Origin of the sequence: Consotaella salsifontis (assembly GCF_900167365.1) — a bacterium.
GTDB classification, from domain to species: domain Bacteria; phylum Pseudomonadota; class Alphaproteobacteria; order Rhizobiales; family Rhizobiaceae; genus Consotaella; species Consotaella salsifontis.
The window spans coordinates 20,493-40,331 of the sequence record NZ_FUXL01000010.1; the positions used below are offsets into that span (position 1 = coordinate 20,493).

General features: G+C 66.6%; 18 protein-coding genes. 8 read left to right on the top strand and 10 right to left on the bottom strand.

Features of this window, described 5'->3' with window-relative positions:
- Positions 1–183 precede the first annotated feature (183 nt).
- The 6 genes from cysN to B5D38_RS14385 are packed head-to-tail and all read right to left on the bottom strand — an operon-like array spanning position 184 to position 6,070.
- Positions 184–1,791 carry a sulfate adenylyltransferase subunit CysN gene (gene cysN / locus B5D38_RS14360; protein ID WP_078709130.1) on the bottom strand — a complete coding sequence of 536 codons (1,608 nt, stop codon included), beginning with the start codon at positions 1,789–1,791 and terminating at the stop codon, positions 184–186.
- Positions 1,791–2,762, bottom strand: a complete 972-nt coding sequence (gene cysD, locus B5D38_RS14365; RefSeq protein ID WP_280949395.1) for a sulfate adenylyltransferase subunit CysD — start codon at positions 2,760–2,762, stop codon at positions 1,791–1,793. Before cysD ends, cysN begins: the two co-directional genes overlap by 1 nt.
- On the bottom strand, positions 2,740–3,504 hold the full coding sequence (locus tag B5D38_RS14370) for a phosphoadenylyl-sulfate reductase (RefSeq protein WP_078709132.1): 765 nt from the start codon (positions 3,502–3,504) through the stop codon (positions 2,740–2,742). Before B5D38_RS14370 ends, cysD begins: the two co-directional genes overlap by 23 nt.
- Positions 3,501–4,016: a DUF934 domain-containing protein gene (locus B5D38_RS14375; RefSeq protein ID WP_078709133.1), complete on the bottom strand. Its 516-nt coding sequence runs from the start codon at positions 4,014–4,016 to the stop codon at positions 3,501–3,503. Before B5D38_RS14375 ends, B5D38_RS14370 begins: the two co-directional genes overlap by 4 nt.
- Entirely contained in the window at positions 4,013–5,686 is a 1,674-nt protein-coding gene (locus B5D38_RS14380; RefSeq protein ID WP_078709134.1) for a nitrite/sulfite reductase, read from the bottom strand. The genes B5D38_RS14375 and B5D38_RS14380 overlap by 4 nt, the downstream gene beginning before the upstream one ends.
- A gap of 42 nt (positions 5,687–5,728) precedes the next feature.
- The gene (locus B5D38_RS14385; protein WP_078709135.1) at positions 5,729–6,070 is read right to left on the bottom strand and encodes a DUF2849 domain-containing protein; all 342 of its coding nucleotides are present in this window, start codon (positions 6,068–6,070) and stop codon (positions 5,729–5,731) included.
- Between the two features lie 334 nt (positions 6,071–6,404).
- On the opposite strand from B5D38_RS14385, the gene B5D38_RS14390 reads away from it, so the two are divergent.
- Positions 6,405–7,298 carry a LysR family transcriptional regulator gene (locus tag B5D38_RS14390; protein ID WP_078709136.1) on the top strand — a complete coding sequence of 298 codons (894 nt, stop codon included), beginning with the start codon at positions 6,405–6,407 and terminating at the stop codon, positions 7,296–7,298.
- Positions 7,299–7,316: 18 nt separating this feature from the next.
- On the opposite strand, the gene B5D38_RS14395 is transcribed toward B5D38_RS14390, so the two are convergent.
- The gene (locus tag B5D38_RS14395) at positions 7,317–8,303 is read right to left on the bottom strand and encodes a GlxA family transcriptional regulator (protein WP_245319241.1); all 987 of its coding nucleotides are present in this window, start codon (positions 8,301–8,303) and stop codon (positions 7,317–7,319) included.
- A gap of 55 nt (positions 8,304–8,358) precedes the next feature.
- Here B5D38_RS14395 and B5D38_RS14400 point away from each other — a divergent pair, with 55 nt between their 5' ends.
- Positions 8,359–9,027, top strand: coding sequence for a DJ-1/PfpI family protein (locus tag B5D38_RS14400; RefSeq protein WP_078709138.1), 669 nt, complete (start codon positions 8,359–8,361; stop codon positions 9,025–9,027).
- 29 nt (positions 9,028–9,056) lie between these two features.
- Here the strand turns inward: B5D38_RS14400 and B5D38_RS14405 are convergent, their stop codons facing one another.
- Positions 9,057–10,301 carry a ubiquinone biosynthesis hydroxylase gene (locus tag B5D38_RS14405; protein WP_078709139.1) on the bottom strand — a complete coding sequence of 415 codons (1,245 nt, stop codon included), beginning with the start codon at positions 10,299–10,301 and terminating at the stop codon, positions 9,057–9,059.
- A gap of 141 nt (positions 10,302–10,442) precedes the next feature.
- Between B5D38_RS14405 and B5D38_RS14410 the strand changes: the two genes are divergently transcribed.
- The 3 genes from B5D38_RS14410 to B5D38_RS14420 all read left to right on the top strand — a co-directional run bounded on the left by B5D38_RS14410 (position 10,443) and on the right by B5D38_RS14420 (position 13,281).
- Positions 10,443–11,315 carry an acyl-CoA thioesterase gene (locus tag B5D38_RS14410; protein WP_078709140.1) on the top strand — a complete coding sequence of 291 codons (873 nt, stop codon included), beginning with the start codon at positions 10,443–10,445 and terminating at the stop codon, positions 11,313–11,315.
- A 235-nt stretch (positions 11,316–11,550) separates the two neighbouring features.
- Entirely contained in the window at positions 11,551–11,901 is a 351-nt protein-coding gene (locus B5D38_RS14415) for a P-II family nitrogen regulator (protein WP_280949396.1), read from the top strand.
- Positions 11,902–11,919: 18 nt separating this feature from the next.
- Positions 11,920–13,281 carry an ammonium transporter gene (locus B5D38_RS14420; protein WP_078709142.1) on the top strand — a complete coding sequence of 454 codons (1,362 nt, stop codon included), beginning with the start codon at positions 11,920–11,922 and terminating at the stop codon, positions 13,279–13,281.
- A 75-nt stretch (positions 13,282–13,356) separates the two neighbouring features.
- On the opposite strand, the gene B5D38_RS14425 is transcribed toward B5D38_RS14420, so the two are convergent.
- The gene (locus tag B5D38_RS14425; RefSeq protein WP_078709143.1) at positions 13,357–13,635 is read right to left on the bottom strand and encodes a GNAT family N-acetyltransferase; all 279 of its coding nucleotides are present in this window, start codon (positions 13,633–13,635) and stop codon (positions 13,357–13,359) included.
- Between the two features lie 204 nt (positions 13,636–13,839).
- Between B5D38_RS14425 and B5D38_RS14430 the strand changes: the two genes are divergently transcribed.
- The 3 genes from B5D38_RS14430 to B5D38_RS14440 all read left to right on the top strand — a co-directional run bounded on the left by B5D38_RS14430 (position 13,840) and on the right by B5D38_RS14440 (position 18,877).
- A complete protein-coding gene (locus B5D38_RS14430) occupies positions 13,840–16,671 on the top strand; it encodes a DNA translocase FtsK (protein WP_078709144.1) in 2,832 nt (943 codons plus the stop codon).
- Positions 16,672–16,830: 159 nt separating this feature from the next.
- The gene (locus tag B5D38_RS14435) at positions 16,831–17,475 is read left to right on the top strand and encodes an outer-membrane lipoprotein carrier protein LolA (protein WP_078709145.1); all 645 of its coding nucleotides are present in this window, start codon (positions 16,831–16,833) and stop codon (positions 17,473–17,475) included.
- A 112-nt stretch (positions 17,476–17,587) separates the two neighbouring features.
- The gene (locus tag B5D38_RS14440; RefSeq protein WP_078709146.1) at positions 17,588–18,877 is read left to right on the top strand and encodes a cation:proton antiporter domain-containing protein; all 1,290 of its coding nucleotides are present in this window, start codon (positions 17,588–17,590) and stop codon (positions 18,875–18,877) included.
- A gap of 70 nt (positions 18,878–18,947) precedes the next feature.
- On the opposite strand, the gene B5D38_RS14445 is transcribed toward B5D38_RS14440, so the two are convergent.
- A complete protein-coding gene (locus tag B5D38_RS14445) occupies positions 18,948–19,712 on the bottom strand; it encodes a GolD/DthD family dehydrogenase (protein ID WP_078709147.1) in 765 nt (254 codons plus the stop codon).
- Between the last annotated feature and the right edge of the window lie 127 nt (positions 19,713–19,839).

A 19,839-nucleotide genomic window follows, 5' to 3' on the forward strand; every position in this document is an offset into this window, starting at 1 on the left:
TAGCTGGCGGCCGATCGGCGAATGTCCATGGCCGCGTCAGCGACTAGCGCAGGAGGCCAGTGGTCAAGGCAAGCGGCAGAAGAAGAGACGCGGCGAGGAGCATCGCCTCGACAGATTGGCGCCGGCCGCGTCCGTGATCGCACGGACAGGCCCGGCGGCGCACCGGATTCGATCGCGGCTCCATCATATGCCGCCCCCGTCCTTGAGGCTCTGCGGTTCGCGCGACGCTGCACCACGACGGAGGAAAGCGTCGGTCAGGAAGGGTCGCAGCGCGAAGTCGAGAAGGCCGAGAGCGCCCGCAGCGAGCGCCGCTAGGCCGAGGAGCCAGCTCGCCAAGGCCATGACGAACGCGGCCGCGGCACGGGTGAGCACGACGTCCCGGATAGCCGCGCCCCCGGGTATGCGTCCCAGCCAGGCGTCGGCCAACGGCGCGGCGCCGCCCACAAGGGAAGTCGCCCCCTCGCCCTCCGCCTTCACCTCGCCCACGGCGGTCCGCACCAGACCGAGAGCCACGGTCTCGCCCGTCACCTGATCGATCAGGATGAAGGAGCCCAGTTCGCGCGTTTCCTCGTAGGGCGCGGCGGCGAGCGGGCGATCGAAGGCGACGGTGGCGCGGCCGATGGCATTCATCACCAGTTCGTCCACCGGCTTTTCCTGAAAGGAATGGATGTCCACCGCGTGGTGGAGCAGGCGCAGCGTCGCCGGGCTTTGCGCCGTGCCAAGCCGAACGAGGAAGCGCATGCCGGCGACCACCGGCCGGTCGACCATCCAGAGGATATCTGCCTCGACCGAGCGGGCGCTCTCGAGGCGATCGCCCTCGACCGCGATGACGTCGCCACGCGAGATGTCGAGCTCGTCGGCAAGGGTGATCGTCACCGCCTCGCCCGCCGCCGCGCGCCGCGCATTCCCGCCGGGGCCGATGATCGACTTGACGCAGGAGGTCTGGCGCGAAGGCAGCACCACGACCTTCTCGCCCGGAGCGATGCCGCCGCTCGCCACCGTGCCGCTATAGCCGCGAAAGTCGAGATTGGGCCGGTTGACCCACTGCACCGGTAGGCGGAAGGGCGCCTCCAGCTCCGCCAGCGCCGGCGGCGTCACCGTCTCCAGGAGGTCGAGCAGCGTCTTGCCCCGATACCACGGCATGGCGGCCGAGGGCGCGGCGATGTTGTCGCCGAGCTTGGCCGAAAGCGGCACGAAGGAGACGTTGGAGAAGGCGAGCTGCGGGAGAATGGCGCGATAGTGGTCGACGATCGACTGGAAGACGCCCTCGTCCCAGCCGACGAGATCCATCTTGTTGACGGCGACGATGACCGACTTGATGCCGAGCATCGAGGTGATGAAGGAGTGGCGCCGCGTCTGCGGAAGGATGCCCTTTCGCGCGTCCACCAGGATGACGGCAAGCTCGGCCTGGGAGGCGCCGGTCGCCATGTTGCGCGTGTACTGCTCGTGCCCCGGCGTGTCGGCGATGATGAAGGCGCGCCGGGCGGTCGAGAAATAGCGGTAGGCGACATCGATGGTGATGCCCTGCTCGCGCTCGGCCGAAAGGCCATCAACGAGAAGCGCGAAGTCGAGATCGCCGCCCGTAGTGCCGAACTTTTTCGAATCGCGATGGAGCGCCTCCATCTGATCGTCGAAGACGGCGCCGGTCTCGTAGAGCAGACGGCCGATGAGCGTCGACTTGCCGTCGTCCACCGACCCGCAGGTGATGAAGCGCAGGAGCGAGGTCGGGCGCGAAGCGGGCGCCGCGTCGGCCTGCACCACTTCTTCCGAGGAGAGGTTGAGGAGGTCCATCAGAAATAGCCCTCCTGCTTTTTCTCTTCCATGGAGGCGCCGCCGTCGTGGTCGATAAGCCGTCCCTGGCGTTCCGAGGCGCGGGAGGAGCGCATTTCCGCTATGATCTCGGGAAGCGTCACCGCAGTGGACGGCACGGCGCCCGTCAGCGGATAGCAGCCGAGGGTGCGAAAGCGCACCATCCGCTCCTCCACCACCTCGCCGGGATGAAGCTTCATGCGCTCGTCATCGCGCATGATCAGCATGCCGTCGCGCAGAACGACGGGGCGCTTCTTGGCGAAATAGAGCGGCACGACGGGAATGTTCTCTGCGGCAATGTAGTCCCACACGTCCCCCTCCGTCCAGTTGGACAGGGGGAAGACGCGGAAGCTCTCGCCCTTCCTCTTGCGGGTGTTGAACAGGCGCCAAGGCTCCGGGCGCTGGTTCTTGGCGTCCCAGCGCTGCTCGGCCGAGCGCAGCGAAAAGACGCGCTCCTTGGCTCGGCTCTTCTCCTCGTCGCGCCGCGCGCCGCCAAAGGCCGCGTCGAATCCGAAGTGCCGCAGCGCCTGCTTCAGCGCCGTGGTCTTCATGATGTCGGTATGGACGCGGCTACCCGAATCAAACGGGTTGATCCCCGCCCTCACCCCATCCTCGTTGATGTGGACGATGAGATCGATGCCGAGGTCCTTCGCCCGACGATCGCGGAACTCGATCATCTCGCGGAACTTCCACGTCGTGTCGACGTGAAGCAGGGGGAAAGGCGGCTTACCCGGCAGAAACGCCTTCATGGCGAGGTGCAGCATCACCGCCGAATCCTTGCCGATGGAATAGAGCATCACCGGATTCTCGGCCGTCGCCGCCACCTCGCGAATGATGAAGATCGACTCGGCTTCGAGCCGCTGAAGATGCGTCATGTGCTGCATGAGAAGGATGCTCTTTTTCTTCGCGGCGGACGTGGATTTCGGTCGGTCAGCTACCGGCGCCCTCGGCAAGGTTTAGAGCGCTGGCCGAGGCGCCTTCGACGGTGTGGAGGCCGCATTCCTTCTTGCCCTCCGCCTCCCACCACCAGCGGCCGGCGCGCTCGTCCTCGCCGGGCTTGACCGCGCGGGTGCAGGGGGCGCAACCGATGGAAAGGAAGCCCCGGTCATGAAGCGGGTTCACCGGCAAACCCTCGGCCTCGGCGAAGCGGCGGATGGCCTCCCTGCTCCAGTCGAGAAGCGGGTTCGCCTTGATCAGCCCGTGCGCCGCGTCGAAGGCGACGAACGCCATGGTGTGGCGGTTGGCCGACTGATCGGCGCGAAGCCCCGTCACCCAGCCGCTGGCGCCCGATAAGGCACGGCTGAGCGGCTCGACCTTACGGGCAAAGCAGCAAGCCTTGCGCATGTCAGCGCCAAAGTAGAAACCGTCGATGCCCTGATCCTCGATCAGCGCCTCCAGGGACTCGCCTCGCGGATACTTCGCCCGGATGCGCCGGCCGTAGGTTTCCTCCGTCCGGCGCCACAGGGCATAGGTTTCGGGAAAGAGGCGGCCGGTGTCGAGCGTCACCACCTCGATCGGCAGGGCGTTGGCGAAGACAAGATGGGTGAGCATCTGGTCTTCGAGGCCGAAGCTGGTGGTGAAGACGAGCCGGCCCTTCACCCGCTCCGCCAGGAGCCGCAGCCGGTCCAGCGGCGTCATGCCGGCGAAGGCGCTGTCGAGGCTTTCGGCGAGCGCGCCGGAATCCCGCGCGCTCATGACGAAGCCCCGCCGCGCCCGGCGCGCCGCTGTTCGAGGATGCTCGCGCCGTGGGCATAGCCTGTCTGATAATGAGAGGTCACGGTGGAGCGCGCCTTCAGCCACTGCTCCATCGGCTGGCGCGCCGCGACGCCCTCGGGCAGGTCCACCTCGTCGAAGCCGCAGGCGAGGCAGTCGGCGAACTGGTCGGCGATCACCGGCCCCGAGGCGCGCAGCCGGCCGGTGAAGCCGGCGCGCCGGAGCTTTCTCGCCAGCGACAGACCCCGCCCGTCGGAAAAGCTCGGAAAGGCGATGGCGATCAGCTCCACCTTGTCGAAGAAGGGCGCGATGTCGTCCGGGCTCGCATCGTTGGCGACGAGCAGGCCGAGCGGCGCATTGCGCCGGCCGTCGAGTGCCGCGCGCGCCAGGGCCAAGGGCACGATCACAGGTCCTTCGGCCGCCGCCAGCGCCTCGGCTGTTTCAACGGCGAGAAATTGGCTCTGGGCCTGACCGTTCCAGGTGATCAGCGTCATTCGGCGGCCTCCCGGATCACTTCGGCGAAGGCCGTCTTGAACGGGTCGAGCCCGGCCCGGCGCACCGTTTCGATGAAAGCCTCGCCGTGCTGGCGGCGCTCCAGATAGGTCGACACGATGGCGCGGATGGCCCCCGGCACGGCCTCGGCGTCGATGCCCGGCCCCAGACGCTCGCCGAGCGCGGCGTTCTCGGTGGCGTCGCCCCCGAGGGTGATCTGGTAGTTCTCGCGTCCGTTCTTCTCGAGCCCGAGAATGCCGATATGGCCGACATGGTGGTGGCCGCAGGCGTTGATGCAGCCGGAAATCTTGATCTGAAGCGGGCCGATATCGCGCTGCTCGGCCTCGTCGGAAAATTCCCTGGCGATCTCCTGGGCGATCGGGATCGAGCGGGCGGTCGCCAGCGCGCAATAGTCGAGGCCGGGGCAGGCGATGATGTCCGTGACAAGGCCGGCATTGGCGGTGGCGAGCCCCGCCGCCTTCAGCGCGGCGAAGACCTCCGGCACTTCATCCTGCCTGACGTGCGGCAGAACGAGGTTCTGGGCGTGGGTGACGCGCAGTTCGTCGAAGGAATAGCGCTCGGCGATGTCGGCGAAGGCGCGCATCTCGTCGGCCGTCATGTCGCCGGGCACACCCCCCACCGGCTTCAGCGAAACGGTCAGCGCGACATAGCCGGGCTGGCGGTGCGGAAAGGCATTCTGGCGCACAAAGGCATCGAGAGCCGGGGCGGCGGCGCGGGCCTGGTCCAGAAGGATCGACACCGAGGGAAGAGCCTCATAGGCCGGCGGCGCGAAATAGGCGGCGATGCGCTCGACCTCCTCGACCGGCGCGTTGACCGTCGGCCCGTCGAGTTTGGCATATTCCTCCTCCACCCGACGGACGAATTCCTCGGCGCCGATCTCGTGGACGAGGATCTTGACCCTGGCCTTGAACTTGTTGTCGCGCCGCCCTTCCGAATTGTAGACGCGCATGACGGCTTCGAGATAGGCGAGAAGCTCCGCCCTCGGCAGGAAATCGCGGATCACCTTGCCGATCATCGGCGTGCGCCCCAGCCCGCCGCCCACGACGACCTCGTAGCCAATCTCACCCGTATCGGGGTGGCGCTTCAGCTTGAGCCCGAGATCGTGAACCTTGATGGCCGCGCGATCATGCTCCGCCCCCGTCACCGCGACCTTGAACTTTCTCGGCAGCCAGCCGAACTCGGGATGAAGGCTCGACCATTGCCGGATGAGCTCGGCCGTCGGGCGCGGGTCTTCCACCTCGTCGGCCGCGACCCCGGCGAACTGGTCGGCGGTGACGTTGCGGATGCAGTTTCCGCTCGTCTGAATGCAGTGCATCTCGACATCGGCGAGGAGGCCGAGGATCTCAGGCACGTCCTTCAGCTTTGGCCAGTTGAACTGGAGGTTTTGGCGCGTGGTGAAGTGGCCGTAGCCCTTGTCGTAGGTTTCGGCGATGTGGGCGAGCTGGCGCAGCTGGCGGGAGCTCAAGGTGCCATAGGGCACGGCGATGCGCAGCATGTAGGCGTGGAGCTGAAGGTAGAGCCCGTTCTTCAGCCGCAGCGGCTTGAACTCATCCTCCGTGAGGGAGCCATCGAGGCGACGCGCCACCTGGCCAGCGAATTCCGCAACCCTTTCGCGCACAAAGCGCGCATCGAACTCGTCATAGCGATACATGGCTTTCTCGGCCTTTCGTCCCTGTCTGCTGGTCGAATGGCCTCAAGCGGCCTTGAAGTCGGCCTGCTTGCCGATGTCGGGATGGATGGTCGGCCCTCTTTGGCGGATCGCCTCGCGGATATGGCGGGCCTGGGGCACACCGTCCCCGTCGATCGTCACCGGCACGAAGTACGGGTCGACCACGCGGTTCTCGCGAGCGGCCGCAACGCCGCGCTCCTCCAGCCGCGCCGCCGCTGCCTCGTCGTGAGCGACGAGCGCCCTGCGCGGGTCGGCCGTCCAGCCATCCTCGGTCAGATAGACAACCTCGCCGACGAAGAGGTCGTTGGCCGAGAGAACCACGGGAAGCACCGGGCCTCTGGTCTTTCTGGTCGTCGCTTCCGCCATCGCTTCCGCCTTCCTGCGAAGGATTGATCGGGGGCTCGCGCCACCGTTGAAGGAACAATAAGAGAAGGCGCGGTGCGGCGCGGCGGCAGTGGTTTTCTTCTGTGGCGCGCGGCGGGTAAAATTTCCTGCGGTGCGGCGGCGGCTGAGTGCTTTCATTCCACACCGCCTGCCAGGCCGTCGGGGAAGGCACTTTGCCGCTCCCCCCGGAGCGTTGACCTTTGCCGACCAATCAGCGCACTGTCCGCCCGGGCGATCAGGTCCGTGGCGCCGCAAGGCCGGAGGGCCTGCGTGGCTGCGGCCGCCCGCCCACTGTTTCCTCGGGTGAACAGGTCAGATGGTCGACTGGGACAAGCTACGAATCTTTCACGCCGCCGCGCGCGCCGGCAGCATCACGCGTGCGGCCGACACGCTGTTCATGAGCCAGTCGGCGGTCAGCCGGCAGGTCAGCGCACTGGAGGAGGAGCTCGGCGCTCCGCTCTTCCACCGCCATGCCAGGGGCCTCATCCTGACCGAGGAGGGCGAGACGCTGTTCCAGGCGGCCGAGGAAATGAACCTCAAGCTGGAGGACGCCCAGAGCAAGCTTTCCGACATCAAGGAGAAGCCGGCGGGCCCGCTGCGCATCACGACGACGGTCGGCATCGGCTCAACCTGGCTCACCGAGCGTCTCAACGAGTTCATCGACCTTTATCCGGATGTGCATCTCGAGCTCATTCTCGATGATTCGGAACTGGACCTGCGCACGCGTCAGGCCGACGTCGGCATCAGGCTGCGCACGCCGACTCAGCCGGAGCTCGTGCAGCGCAAGCTCTTCACCATGCATTTCCGCATCTACGGCGCGCCCTCCTATCTCGAGCGCTTCGGCACGCCAACGTCCCAGGATCAGCTGGACAGCCACCGCATCGTCACCTTCGGCGACAATGCGCCGGCTTACCTTCGCGAGATGAACTGGCTGGAGCAGGCCGGGCGCGACTTCGGTCATGCGCGCCTGCCGGCATTGAAGGTGAACAGCCTCGTCGCCATCCGCTACGCCCTGGAGCGCGGTCTCGGCATCGGCCTTCTGCCGGACTACATGGTCGAAGAAGATTCCGATCTCGTGCCGTTGATCCCCGACCTCGAGCTCCTGACCTACGACGTCTACTTCGTCTACCCAGACGAGCTGCGCAATTCCGCCCGCCTCAAGGTCTTCCGCGACTTCCTGGTGGAGAAGGCCCGCCGCTGGGAATATTGAGCGGCGCCCTCTCGTGCCTCAGCCGAAGAAGCGCTCGCGATAGGCGTTCGGGCCGACGCCGAGATGCTTCAGGAAGGCGCGGCGCATGGTTTCCGCCGAGCCGAAGCCGCAGCGCACCACCGCGCGCTGAACCGGCGCACCCTGCTCCAGCAGCCGGCGCGCGCCTTCGACGCGCATGGTTTCCACCGCCATCGCCGGCGTGCGCCCGGTGCTTTGCCGATAGTGGCGACAGAAGCTCCTGAGGCTCATGCCTGTCTGTTCGGCGAGCGCGGCCAGCGAGAGGTCCCCGCCGAGATTGTCGGCGATCCAGGCATGCAGCGCCTCGAAACGGTCGGCGGCCTCCTGAAGCAACAGCGTCGCGCTGAACTGCGACTGCCCGCCTGGACGCCTCAGAAAGACGACGAGCTGGCGTGCCGCGGCCAGCGCCAGCGCCCGCCCCTGGTCCTCCTCGACCATCGCCAGCGCCAGGTCGATGCCTGCGGTGATGCCGGCCGAGGTCCAGATCGGGCCGTCGCGGACGAAGATCGGATCGCGATCGAGCTTCACGGTGGGAAAGCGTTCGGCAAACTCGGAGCAGCGGTGCCAGTGGGTCACGGCGCGGCGGCCGTCGAGCAGCCCTGTCTCCGCCAGAAGAAAAGCGCCGCTGCACACCGAAGCCGTGCGCCTCGTCGCCCAGGACCGCCGGCGGACCCAGGCCACCAGTTCATCGTCCTTGCAGGCGGCGTTGACGCCATATCCGCCCGCTATGATCAGCGTGTCCGGACAGGCCGCATCGTTCGGCAATCGCTGCGTGCGGAGCACCAGCCCGGAGCTGGTGACGACCTCGTCTCCCTGCGCAACGACCCGGATTTCGTAAAGCTTGCCGCCGGGCGAGGCGGTCAGGTCGTTGGCCGTGGCGAAGACCTGTGCGGGCCCCGTGACGTCAAGGAGCTGCGCATCGGGAAAGGCCAGGATCTCGATTCGGCGCGGCGAGGAGTTTGGCATGATCCGAGTGCTGATTGGCATTAATGCCAGATCGTTTCCCGCTAGGCTCCCGCCTGTCAAGATCAGGAGACGACCCATGGGCCTTCAATTCGGAATTCTCTGCTTTCCCGACGTGCAGCAGCTGGACATGACGGCGCCTTACGAAGTCTTCGCGTCCGCGCGTGGCGCCACCGTCCAGCTCGTCTGGAAAAACCGCGGGCCGGTGCGCTCGTCAACCAGCCTCGGGATGACACCCGATGTCAGCTTCGCCGACGCTCCAGCGTTCGACGTGCTGTGCGTGCCGGGCGGCGGCGGGGTGAACGCGCTCCTGCGCGACGAGGAAACCCTCGATTTCGTGCGGCGTCAGGCGCAGATGGCGCGCTTCGTCACCTCCGTGTGCACCGGCAGCCTCGTTCTCGGGCAGGCGGGTCTTCTGTCCGGTCGCAGAGCGACCACCCACTGGAACGCGCACGACCTTCTTTCCGCCTTCGGCGCGATCCCGGTCAAGGAGCGCGTGGTGCGCGACGGGCCGATCATCACAGCCGGCGGCGTGACCTCGGGCATCGACTTCGGCCTTGCCGTCGTCGCCGAGCTGCTCGGCCGCGAGGAGGCCGAGATCATCCAGCTCACCCTGGAATATGCGCCCGCGCCCCCCTTCGACGCCGGGACGCCGGAAACGGCCTCGCCCGCCGTCGTCGCGGCGGCCAAGGCGCGCATCGCCCGCTCCCGCGCGGAGAGAGAGGCGCTTATCGGCATCACAAGCTAAGGGGTCGCTGTATGTTCGGCCGCCGACTTTTATATCGCCTCGCCTTCCAGAAGACGCGGCCGCGCGCCCCGGCCGAAGCCTGCGGCCTGGTCGATGAAGTAGCTCTTCAGCGGCGGCGCCCGGTCCACCAGTGAGAGGCCGAAGTCGCGCACCGTGCGAAGCAGCGCATTGTCGTTGGAGAAGAGGCGGTTGAGGACGTCGGTGGTGGCGCCCATCGAGAGCGTGTCGAAGCGCCGCCAGCGCTGATAGCGCTCCAGAACGTCAAGGGCGCCGATGTCGAGGCCGAGGCGCGCCGCCTCCACCACCGTCTCGGCGAGCGCGGCGGCGTCCTTGAGCCCAAGGTTCAGGCCCTGGCCGGCGATGGGATGGATGCCGTGGGCTGCGTCCCCCGCAAGGGCGAGGCGCGGGCGCACGAAATCCCGGGCGATGATGAGGTTCAGCGGATAGGCGCGCCGTCCGCCCTCCAGGCGGAGAGGCCCGAGCTTGTGGCCGAAGCGCTGCTCCAGCTCCGCCTCGAAGATCAGGTCGTCGGCCGCCATCAGCCGCTCGGCGGCGCGCGTCGGCTCCGTCCACACCAGCGAGGCGCGGTTGTCCGGCAGCGGCAGCACGGCGAAGGGGCCGGAGGGAAGGAAGTGCTCCTGGGCAAGGCCGTTGTGCGGGCGTTCGTGGCGCACCGTGGCAACGATGCCGGACTGGCCGTAGTCCCAGCTGACCGTGCCGATGCCGGCCCACTCGCGCAGCTTCGACTTTCGCCCGTCGCACGCGACGAGAAGACGCGCCTCGATGGTGCGGCCGTCGGCGAGCGACACCGTGGCGGCGGGCTCCTCCAGAGAGATGCCGGAGACCGGCGTTCCCATGTCGATGGCGACGCCGAGCGCCTCCGCCCGCTTGCGCAGGGCGCGAATCAGCGCGGTGTTCGGCGCCATATGGGCGAACGGCTCGCCCGGCCGGGCATCGCCGGCGAAGGTCAGGAACACCGGCCGCACCGGATCGCTGGTGCGCGAATCGGTGACGATCATCTCGGTGATCGGCTGCGATTCGCTCTCGACCTCCTGCCAGACGCCGAGGCGCGAGAGCATTCGCACCGCGGCGGCCGAAAGCGCCGAGGCCCGTTCGTCCTTCGTCCAAACGCCTTCCGGCGCGGCATCCACGACCCTTACGGAAAGCCCAGGAGCGGCTTCCGCGATGGCGACCGCCACCGTGAGACCGACATAACCGGCCCCGGCTATGACGATGTCGCTTTTCGCCGCAGAACTCTTGGCGCGGTCGGGCATGGCATTCTCCTCGATTGACGGGGCGCGCGCGCCGGGTTGAAAGCGGTGCGCCGACGACGAAGTTATAGCGGTTGCGGCCGCACCGTGCAGTAAGGACCGACAGGACGGTCGGCAAGCCGGTCCGAGGAAGGATAGTCTAGGATGGACCAGGCGGTTGAAAAGCTGCTTCGTACATTGGATCTCGAAGCCATCGAGGAAGATCTGTTCCGAGGCATCAGCCCGGATCAGAGCTGGCAGCGCGTCTTCGGCGGGCAGGTGATCGCCCAGGCTCTCGTTGCGGCGCAGCGAACGATGACGCCGGAGCGCCCCGTCCATTCGCTCCATTGCTACTTCATGTGGCCCGGCGATCCGGCCGTGCCGATCATCTATCAAGTGAAGCGGTTGCGCGACGGCGGCTCGTTTTCGACGCGTCACGTCGAGGCGATCCAGCACGGACGCATCATCTTCACGCTTCTTGCCTCCTTCCAGCAGGTGGAGGAAGGGCTGGAGCACCAGATCGAGATGCCGGACGTGCCGGGGCCGGAGGCGCTGCCGCCGATGAGCGAACTCAGCGAGGCGGTACTGGCCGACGCGCCGGAGGCCATCCGCCGCTACTGGGCGCGGCCCCGGCCGGTGGAATTTCGCCCCGTCTCGCTCGACCAATACCAGCGTTGGGGCAAGCTGCCGCCGATCCAGCACATGTGGGTGCGCCTGATCGTGCCGCTGGAGGAGTGCCGCCACCTGCACGCGGCGATTCTCGCCTTCATCTCCGACATGACGCTGCTCGACACCGCGCTCTTCGCCCATGGGCTTTCCGTCTTCGACCCTCGTCTCCAGACGGCCAGTCTCGATCACGCCATGTGGTTCCATCACCCCGCGATGGTGGACGAGTGGATGCTCTATACGCAGGACAGCCCGGTCTCGACCGGCGGGCGCGGCCTTGCCCGAGGCTCCCTGTTCACACGCGATGGCAAGCTGGTGGCATCGATGGCGCAGGAAGGGCTCATCCGCCCTCGCAGGAACCAGTCTGCCTAATTTTTCATCAATATCACTGCCGCGAACATAAGTTCCGCATCTCGCCCCTGGCCGCGACGCGGCTCTCTTCGGCCATTCTTAACCCTGCGCCGTGGGCATTCCAAGAAAAGTCAGGCATGTTGGCCCATCTGGCACGGCGCTTGATTATCACCTTTTCAGTCACCGTCACGGGTCTTCGGCCCAACGGACAATGGCTCGGGGATGAAGGGGTGGCGCCTGCCGCCACGACTGAAGGATTGGGGTGAAGATGAAAATCGTGATGGCCATCATCAAACCGTTCAAGCTCGACGAGGTGCGCGAAGCGCTTACGGGCGTGGGCATTCAGGGCCTGACCGTCACGGAAGTGAAGGGTTACGGCCGGCAGAAGGGGCACACGGAAATCTACCGCGGCACGGAATATGCGGTGAGCTTTTTGCCCAAGCTGAAGATCGAGGTTGCCGTTCCCTCCGACATGGTCGACCGGGCCGTCGAAGCGATCTCCACCGCCGCGAAGACGGGGCAGATCGGCGACGGCAAGATTTTTGTGTTCGGCATCGACCGAGCCGTGCGTATCCGCACCGGCGAAGTCGACATGGATGCGCTGTAAGAGGGGAACGACAGATTCATGCGTCTTAAGAATGTAATGATCGCCGCCGGCCTCCTCGCCGGCCTCTCCGCCACTGCGGCCTTCGCCCAGGATGCCGCCCCGGCCGCAGCCGAGGCAGCCGCCCCGATCATGGACAAGGGCGACGTTTCCTGGATGATGACATCCTCGCTGCTCGTGCTCTTCATGACGATGCCGGGACTGGCGCTCTTCTATGGCGGCCTCGTGCGCGCCAAGAACATGCTTTCCATCCTCATGCAGTGCACGATGATCGCCGCGCTCGTCATGGTGATCTGGGTGTTCTGGGGCTATTCGATGGCCTTCGGCGGCGGCACCAGCCCGTTCTGGGGCGGCCTTGGCAAGGTTTTCCTGGCCGGCGTGACGACTGAGACTACATCCGCGACCTTCACCGACGGCGTCGTCCTTCCCGAATACGTCTTCATCGTCTTCCAGATGACCTTTGCCGTGATCACCCCGGCGCTGATCATCGGCGCCTTCGCCGAGCGCATCAAGTTCTCGGCGGTGATGCTGTTCACCGCTCTCTGGGTGACGTTCGTCTACTTCCCGGTTGCCCACATGGTGTGGGACGGCTCCGGTCTCATCTTCAACGGCACGCTTTCGGGCGGCGTCGGCGCTCTGGACTTCGCCGGCGGTACGGTCGTTCACATCAATGCCGGCATCGCCGCGCTCGTCGGCTCCATGCTTGTCGGCAAGCGCGTCGGCCTCGGCACCGACAACATGGCGCCGCACTCCATGACGCTGACCATGGTCGGCGCCTCGATCCTGTGGGTCGGCTGGTTCGGCTTCAACGCCGGCTCCAACCTCGAGGCCAATGGCGGCGCGGCGCTGGCCATGATCAACACCTTCGTGGCGACCGCCGGGGCGACCGTCGCATGGGCGTTGATCGAAGCGATCCTGCGCGGCAAGGCATCGATGCTCGGTGCCGCGTCGGGCATCGTCGCCGGCCTCGTTGCCGTGACGCCGGCCTGCGGCACGGTCGGCCCGGTGGGCGCGATCGTTCTCGGCGCCATCGCCAGCTGCATCTGCTACTTCTTCGTGGCGGTGGTGAAGCCGGCGCTCGGCTATGACGACAGCCTCGACGTCTTCGGCGTCCACGGCATCGGCGGCATCACCGGCGCCATCGGAACCGGCATCTTCACCTCGGCCTCGCTCGGCGGCATCGGCTATGCCGATGGCGTGACCATGGGCGGTCAGGTGTGGGCGCAGATCGTCGCCGTTCTGATCACCATCGTGTGGTCGGGCGTCGGCTCGTTCATCCTCTACAAGATCACGGCGGCGGTGGTCGGCCTGCGTCCGACGGTGGATATCGAGCGCCAGGGCCTGGACCTGCCGTTCCACGGCGAGACGGCCTACCACTCGTAGGCATTCGTCGACATTCCACGATGACCGAAAGCGGGTGCCGCCAGCGCGGCGCCCGCTTTCATTTTTGCAGCGGGCTCAGGCCTCGATCTCGCGGTAGTCGGCGTGGCGCCGGAACTCGGCGGCGACATAGGAGCACTGAGGAACGACCTTCAGGCCCTCGGCCTTCGCCCATTCGACACCCGCCTTCACCAGCTCGCCCGCCAATCCACGCCCGCGCAGCGCCTGCGGCACGAAGGTGTGATCGAAGACGACGATGCCGGCGCCCGCCGGCCGATAGGTCAGCTCCGCCTCGTCCGTGCCCTCGCCGGTGACGAAGCGGCCGCCGCTTCCGCCCGTCTCGTGTCTGATCTCCATAAGATGAACTCCCTGTTCCGTTTCACCGGAGATGGGACCAACGTGCCGATCCGGCAACAGTCCGGCGCCATTCCTTGGCGTGCGGCGCGATGGCCGTTCTTGGCCATAGGGTTAAAGAGGCTTTAACCAGAGAGACTTAGTCTTCACGACAAGTAGGCCCCGCGAGAGAGGGCCGACAACGCATTGAAAAGACAGGCAGCGACGATGGCGTCGACGACGATTGAAACAAGGCATGGCCTCTCGGCTCTCATGCGCCGGCAGGTTCAAACTGTGGTGGGTCTCGGCCTTTTGGGCGTGGCGGTGTTCCTTGGCGTCAGCCTGGCGAGTTGGGACGTTGCCGATCCTTCCCTCAGTCTTTCCAATCATAATGCGGTGGCCAACCTGGCCGGTTCGGCGGGAGCCGTCGCCTCCGACCTCTTCATGCAGGTCTTCGGTCTGGCCTCCGTGCTCGGCGTGGCGCTCCTGGCGATCTGGGGGCTTCTGCTTTCGTTCGGTTGGCCCATCGATCGGGTCGGGCGGCGGGCGTGGTTCGGCCTCGCCGGCATCAGTCTCGGCGCGGCAGCCATCGGCTGCCTGCCTGCTCCCGAAGGCTGGCCCCTGCCCATCGGCCTCGGCGGCATCGTGGGCGATCTCGTTCTGAAGTTCCCCGCCCTCGCCACCGGCTCCTATCCGAGCGGCGGCCTTGCCATCGCGCTCGCCATCATGATCGCCGCCCCGGCAGGCTGGCTCTTTCTTTCCGGCGCTGCGCTGATCGACCGCCATCCCTCGAAGACCGCCGCCCTTCCCGTCCGCCGACACGAGGAGGAAGAGGACGACGAGGATGAAGGCGAGGGCCGCTTTGCTCTCCTGATGGGGGCGGTGGCGCACGTCGTCTATTCCGCCAAGGCGTTCTGGCACCGTCATTTCGCCCGGTCGCGCGCCAACACGCTGGAAGAGGCCGTGTGGGGCGCCGGGACGCCGGATGTCGCACAGCGCCGTACTCCCGCCGTCGTGATGCGCGGCGACCATACCATGCAGAGGGCCGCCCCCGCGCCCATCTTCGACGACGAGGACGAAGAGGACGAGGACGACGGCGCCTTCATTCAGCCCACGCAGGCCGCGCCGTCCGCCGCCGCGCCCGCGCCGCATGACGACTTCGATTATGACGAGGAGGATTTCGATGACGAGGCGGACAGCGCGCCGTGGACCACCGGCGAGGACCCGTCCGAAGACGGCGTCTCGCTGACGCCGGACGATCGCATCTCTCCCCATGCGCCTCCTCCGGCGGAGGACGGCAATGGCTGGCGTAGTCTCCTCTCCGGCAACATCATCGCCTTTCCGGGACGCAAGAGTGCGAAGGCGAGCGAGCCCGCCGCCCGCCCGGCGGCGCCCGCCGCGCGCCCGGCCAGCGCATCGCAAGGCGAAAAGGCGGTGCGCGTCGTCCCCGAGGCGGGCCCCCGGCCGGCCGCGCGCCAGAGCCGCACCGGCAGCGGCAAGGCCGTGCCCGCGCCGCGTGCCTTCGTGCCCGGCCCGTTCGAGATGCCGGCGCTCGATTTCCTGAGCGAGCCCAAGTCGCGCGGCCGTGACGCGACGCTGTCGCTCGAGGCACTGCAGGAAAATGCCCGCCTTCTGGAAGGCGTGCTTGAGGACTTCGGCGTCAAGGGCGAGATCATCGAGGTTCGCCCTGGCCCGGTGGTGACGCTCTACGAACTGGAGCCGGCGCCCGGCATCAAGTCGAGCCGCGTCATCGGCCTTGCCGACGACATCGCCCGCTCGATGAGCGCGGTTGCGGCGCGCGTCGCCGTGGTTCCGGGCAAGAACGCCATCGGCATCGAGCTGCCCAATCAGCGACGCGAGACGGTTTATCTTCGGGAGATGATCGCCTCGGAAGCCTATGCCCACAACAAGGGCAAGCTGCCGATCACGCTCGGCAAGACCATCGGCGGCGAGCCGGTCATCGCCGATCTCGCCAAGATGCCCCACCTTCTGGTCGCCGGCACCACCGGCTCGGGCAAGTCGGTGGCGATCAACACCATGATCCTGTCGCTGCTCTATCGCATGACGCCCGACGAGTGCCGGCTGATCATGATCGACCCGAAGATGCTGGAACTCTCGGTCTACGACGGCATTCCGCATCTTCTGTCGCCCGTCGTCACCGACCCGAAGAAGGCGGTGGTGGCGCTCAAGTGGACGGTCCGCGAAATGGAGGACCGCTACCGCAAGATGTCGAAGGTCGGCGTGCGAAACATCGACGGCTTCAACACCCGGGTGCGTCAGGCGATCGAGAAGGGCGAGACCATCTCGCGCACGGTGCAGACGGGCTTCGACAGGGAGACGGGCGAGCCGATCTTCGAGTCGGAGGAATTCGATCTGGAGCCGTTGCCCTACATCGTCGTCATCATCGACGAGATGGCCGACCTGATGATGGTCGCCGGCAAGGACATCGAGGGCGCCGTTCAGCGCCTCGCCCAGATGGCCCGCGCCGCCGGCATCCACGTGATCATGGCGACGCAGCGCCCGTCGGTCGACGTCATCACCGGCACCATCAAGGCCAACTTCCCGACCCGCATCTCCTTCCAGGTGACGTCGAAGATCGACAGCCGTACCATTCTCGGCGAGCAGGGCGCCGAACAGCTCCTCGGCATGGGCGACATGCTTTTCATGGCCGGCGGCGGGCGCATCCAGCGCGTCCACGGCCCCTTCGTCGACGATTCGGAGGTCGAGAAGATCGTGGCGCACCTGAAGAACCAGGGTGTGCCGGATTATCTCGACGCCATCCTGGAGGACGAGGACGAAGATGGCGCCTCAGGCAGCGGCGGCGGCTCGGGCGGTGGCGGCTCGGGCGGCGACGACTCGGCCGATCTCTACGATCAGGCGGTGGCGATCGTGCTTCGCGACGGCAAGGCGTCCACCTCCTACGTTCAGCGCCGCCTCGGCATCGGCTACAATCGCGCCGCCTCGATCATTGAGCGAATGGAGCAGGAAGGGGTTGTCGGCCCCGCCAACCATGCCGGCAAGCGCGAGATTCTGGTGCCGACGGAGCAGGACCGGATGTAGCCACCCGCAATTTTTTGCGAGCGGGGGCGCTTCCTTCGGCGCTCCGCCTTGTCTCCCGCCCTGCGGCGCCCCATTGATGCCGCAGGGACGCTCTATCGGCACTTCCGGCCTTGCCCGGGGATGCGCAGGGCGGCCGGCAGGAAACGAGGATGCACTAGGATGTCGAAATCGATCTTCGCGCGAACGATCCGCGCCCTCTCGGCGGCAATGCTGATCGCGGCCGCCCTGCCGCTTGCGACAATGACGCCGCGCCCGGCGAGCGCCGCCGCCAGCGCCAAGGCGCAGGAGATCGCCAACCACTTCTCCTCGATCCAGTCGATGACCGGCCAGTTCATCCAGTTCGACCCCAACGGCCGCCAGTCCGAGGGCAAATTTTATATTCAGCGGCCGGGCATGATCCGGTTCGACTATTCCGGCTCGCCGGTGCGCGTCATCTCCGACGGGAGCCAAGTGGCGATCAACAACCGCAAGCTCAACACCTGGGACCTCTATCCGCTATCGAAGACGCCGCTGAAGCTGCTTCTCGACCAGCGCATCGACCTGTCGGCGGCCAGTATCGTGGACGTCAAGGAAGAAGCGGATCTCACCACCATCGTCATGGGCGACAAGTCCGTCTTCGGCGATTCCCGCATCACCATGATGTTCGACCCGGTGAGCCTCGACCTCAGGCAGTGGACGATCCGCGATGCCCAGGGCAAGGACACGACGGTGATGATTTACAATGTGAAGAACGGCGTCTCCTTCCAGAAGGGCATGTTCGACATCCCCTATACGGCCATCGCGAACGACCAACGCAAGCGCTGAACGTTCGGACGCCATCAGCGGAATTACCAAGGAACCATCTCTGGAGGCACGGATTGGACCAGCGTGGCGCGCCCGGCGCGGCGCCTGATCAATCATCCTTTGGAGGTTCTCAATGGGGTTGGAGGCTTTCCACGGCTTTGTTTTCGTGGCGGCAGCGACGATATGGGCCTTGAGCCTGTCGACCAAGACGCTGAAAGCCTACATCGCACCGCCCCTCGTCGTCGTCGCCATCGGCATCCTCTATCGCCTGCTGATCGGGCGCATCGCGTCGCAGGAGGAGCTGCTCTCCCTTCTGGAGAGCATTTCCTGGTTCGCGGTGGGATTCGGCGTGATGTCGATCGCCTTGCGCCTTCGCCGGGCTGACATCCGCAGTCTGCTGCCATCCGGCTCGGTGATCGTCCTCGTCGCCATGATCGGCATGTGGACGGTCTCCAGCGCCATCATCATGGCGCTGTTCGGCCTGCCGCTGCTCAAGGCGGCCGTCGTGGGCGCGGTGGTCACGCCCACCGACCCCGTCGTCGCATCCTCCATCGTCACCGGGCCTTTCGCGGAAGCCCATATTCCCGCACGGCTGCGCCAGATGCTCTCCTTCGAGTCGGGCGCCAATGACGGCCTAGCCTTTCCCTTCCTGTTCCTGCCGCTGCTGCTGATCCAGAAGGGCTCGGCCGGCTGGCACGAATGGCTCGTCGACGTCGATCTTTGGAAGATCGTCGGCGCCGGCTTGATCGCTCTCGTCCTCGGCTATGGCGCGGGACGGCTGGCGGACATGGCCAAAGCGCGCGGCGAGATCGGGGAGCGCTCCCTCATGCTGGCGAGCCTGACGCTGACGGCTGCGGTGCTCGGCTTCATGAAGCTGATCGACACCGACAGCATCTGGGCGGCTTTCCTCGCCGGACTGGTCTTCACCTCCGTTCTCGGCAAGGACGTGCGCGAGGCGGCCGACGAGTTTCAGGAGGGTGGCAACAACCTCATGATGGTGCCGGCGCTTCTCTTGTTCGCCATGGCGCTTCCCTTCGACGACTGGGCCAGGATGAGCGTTCCGGCGATTGCCTGTATCGCCCTGATCCTGCTGCTGCGCCGGCTGCCGGTGATCGCGGTGCTCTTCGCCTTCCTGCGGGCGCCGAGGGGCGAAGCGGCGCCTTCCGAGGAGCAGCAGGAACGCGAGAGCGTGGACGGGCGGCCGTTTCGGGCGCGGCGTGATTTCTGGTTCTACGGCTGGTTCGGCCCGATTGGCCTCTCCGCGGTTTTCTATGGCGCGACGGTGCATCGCGAGCTCGGCGATCCGCAGCTCTGGGCGATCACCAGCCTTCTCGTGACAGGCTCCATCCTGGTCCACGGACTGACGGCCGCTCCCTTCACCCGCTGGTATGGGCGAGCGGCCGACAAGGAGGCAGAGCGGTAGCTCGCTCTCGCCGCCCAACGTCCTGCTTTGACGGCGACCGCCCCGGCATGCCGGGGCGGAGCGCTCGCTCTCAGTGGATGGTGTAGCCGCCGTCGACGACGAGATCGGCGCCGTTGATCATGGCGGAGGCGTCGGAGGCGAGGAAGACGGCCGCTGCGGCGATCTCCTCCGGCTCGGCGAAACGGCCCGTCGGAATTTCCTTCTTCAGCGCCTCGCCCTTCGGGTTGTCCCATGCCGCGCGGCCGAGATCGGTCAGGACGACGGTCGGCGAGATGGTGTTGACGGTGATGCCATGACGCCCCCATTCGAGGGCCTGCACCTTCGTCAGGCCGATCACGCCGAACTTCGAGGCGCAATAGGCGACATGGGCATCGATTGCCACGGAGCCCGCCTGGGAGGCGATGTTGATGATGCGCCCCCCGCCGTTTGCAATCATGATGCGCGCCACAGCCTGGGCCATGACGAAGGTGCCCGTGAGGTTGACGTCGAGCGTCTGACGAAAATCGGCGATGCTCAGTTCCTCTGCCGGCCCGAGGCGCGCGATGCCCGCGCAGTTGACGAGAATGTCGATCCGTCCCATCGCCTGCTCCGCCGCAGAGACGGCAAGGCCGGCCGCGACGGGGTCGGTGACATCGCACTCGAAGGCCTTGGCCCCCTCGCACGTCTCGGCAAGGGCCTTTGCCGCCGCGAGATTGCGGTCGAGGAAGCCGACCTTCGCGCCTTTCCTGGCGAAGGATGTGGCGATCGCCGCGCCGATGCCGGACGCGGCTCCGGTGACGAGGGCGACCTTGCCCTCCAGGGAGAAATCGAGATCGATCGGTTTGGCGACGCTCATGGCTGGTGCCTGTCAAAATGTGAGGATGATTGTTGCGAGCCCTCCCGCCAGCAGGGTTGGCGGGAGGGCGGGCGCCTGCGGCCCGCCCTTAGGACCGGCTGCAAGCGCTTTCTCGCCGCGCTTGGAG

Excerpts from the sequence above, each read along its gene's own strand:
- cysN (WP_078709130.1), bottom strand. The coding sequence starts at position 1,791 with ATGGACCTCCTCAACCTCTCCTCGGAAGAAGTGGTGCAGGCCGACGCG.
- B5D38_RS14370 (WP_078709132.1), bottom strand. The coding sequence starts at position 3,504 with ATGAGCGCGCGGGATTCCGGCGCGCTCGCCGAAAGCCTCGACAGCGCC.
- B5D38_RS14375 (WP_078709133.1), bottom strand. The coding sequence starts at position 4,016 with ATGACGCTGATCACCTGGAACGGTCAGGCCCAGAGCCAATTTCTCGCC.
- B5D38_RS14380 (WP_078709134.1), bottom strand. The coding sequence starts at position 5,686 with ATGTATCGCTATGACGAGTTCGATGCGCGCTTTGTGCGCGAAAGGGTT.
- B5D38_RS14385 (WP_078709135.1), bottom strand. The coding sequence starts at position 6,070 with ATGGCGGAAGCGACGACCAGAAAGACCAGAGGCCCGGTGCTTCCCGTG.
- B5D38_RS14390 (WP_078709136.1), top strand. The coding sequence starts at position 6,405 with ATGGTCGACTGGGACAAGCTACGAATCTTTCACGCCGCCGCGCGCGCC.
- B5D38_RS14395 (WP_245319241.1), bottom strand. The coding sequence starts at position 8,303 with ATGCCAATCAGCACTCGGATCATGCCAAACTCCTCGCCGCGCCGAATC.
- B5D38_RS14400 (WP_078709138.1), top strand. The coding sequence starts at position 8,359 with ATGGGCCTTCAATTCGGAATTCTCTGCTTTCCCGACGTGCAGCAGCTG.
- B5D38_RS14405 (WP_078709139.1), bottom strand. The coding sequence starts at position 10,301 with ATGCCCGACCGCGCCAAGAGTTCTGCGGCGAAAAGCGACATCGTCATA.
- B5D38_RS14410 (WP_078709140.1), top strand. The coding sequence starts at position 10,443 with ATGGACCAGGCGGTTGAAAAGCTGCTTCGTACATTGGATCTCGAAGCC.
- B5D38_RS14420 (WP_078709142.1), top strand. The coding sequence starts at position 11,920 with ATGCGTCTTAAGAATGTAATGATCGCCGCCGGCCTCCTCGCCGGCCTC.
- B5D38_RS14425 (WP_078709143.1), bottom strand. The coding sequence starts at position 13,635 with ATGGAGATCAGACACGAGACGGGCGGAAGCGGCGGCCGCTTCGTCACC.
- B5D38_RS14430 (WP_078709144.1), top strand. The coding sequence starts at position 13,840 with ATGGCGTCGACGACGATTGAAACAAGGCATGGCCTCTCGGCTCTCATG.
- B5D38_RS14435 (WP_078709145.1), top strand. The coding sequence starts at position 16,831 with ATGTCGAAATCGATCTTCGCGCGAACGATCCGCGCCCTCTCGGCGGCA.
- B5D38_RS14440 (WP_078709146.1), top strand. The coding sequence starts at position 17,588 with ATGGGGTTGGAGGCTTTCCACGGCTTTGTTTTCGTGGCGGCAGCGACG.
- B5D38_RS14445 (WP_078709147.1), bottom strand. The coding sequence starts at position 19,712 with ATGAGCGTCGCCAAACCGATCGATCTCGATTTCTCCCTGGAGGGCAAG.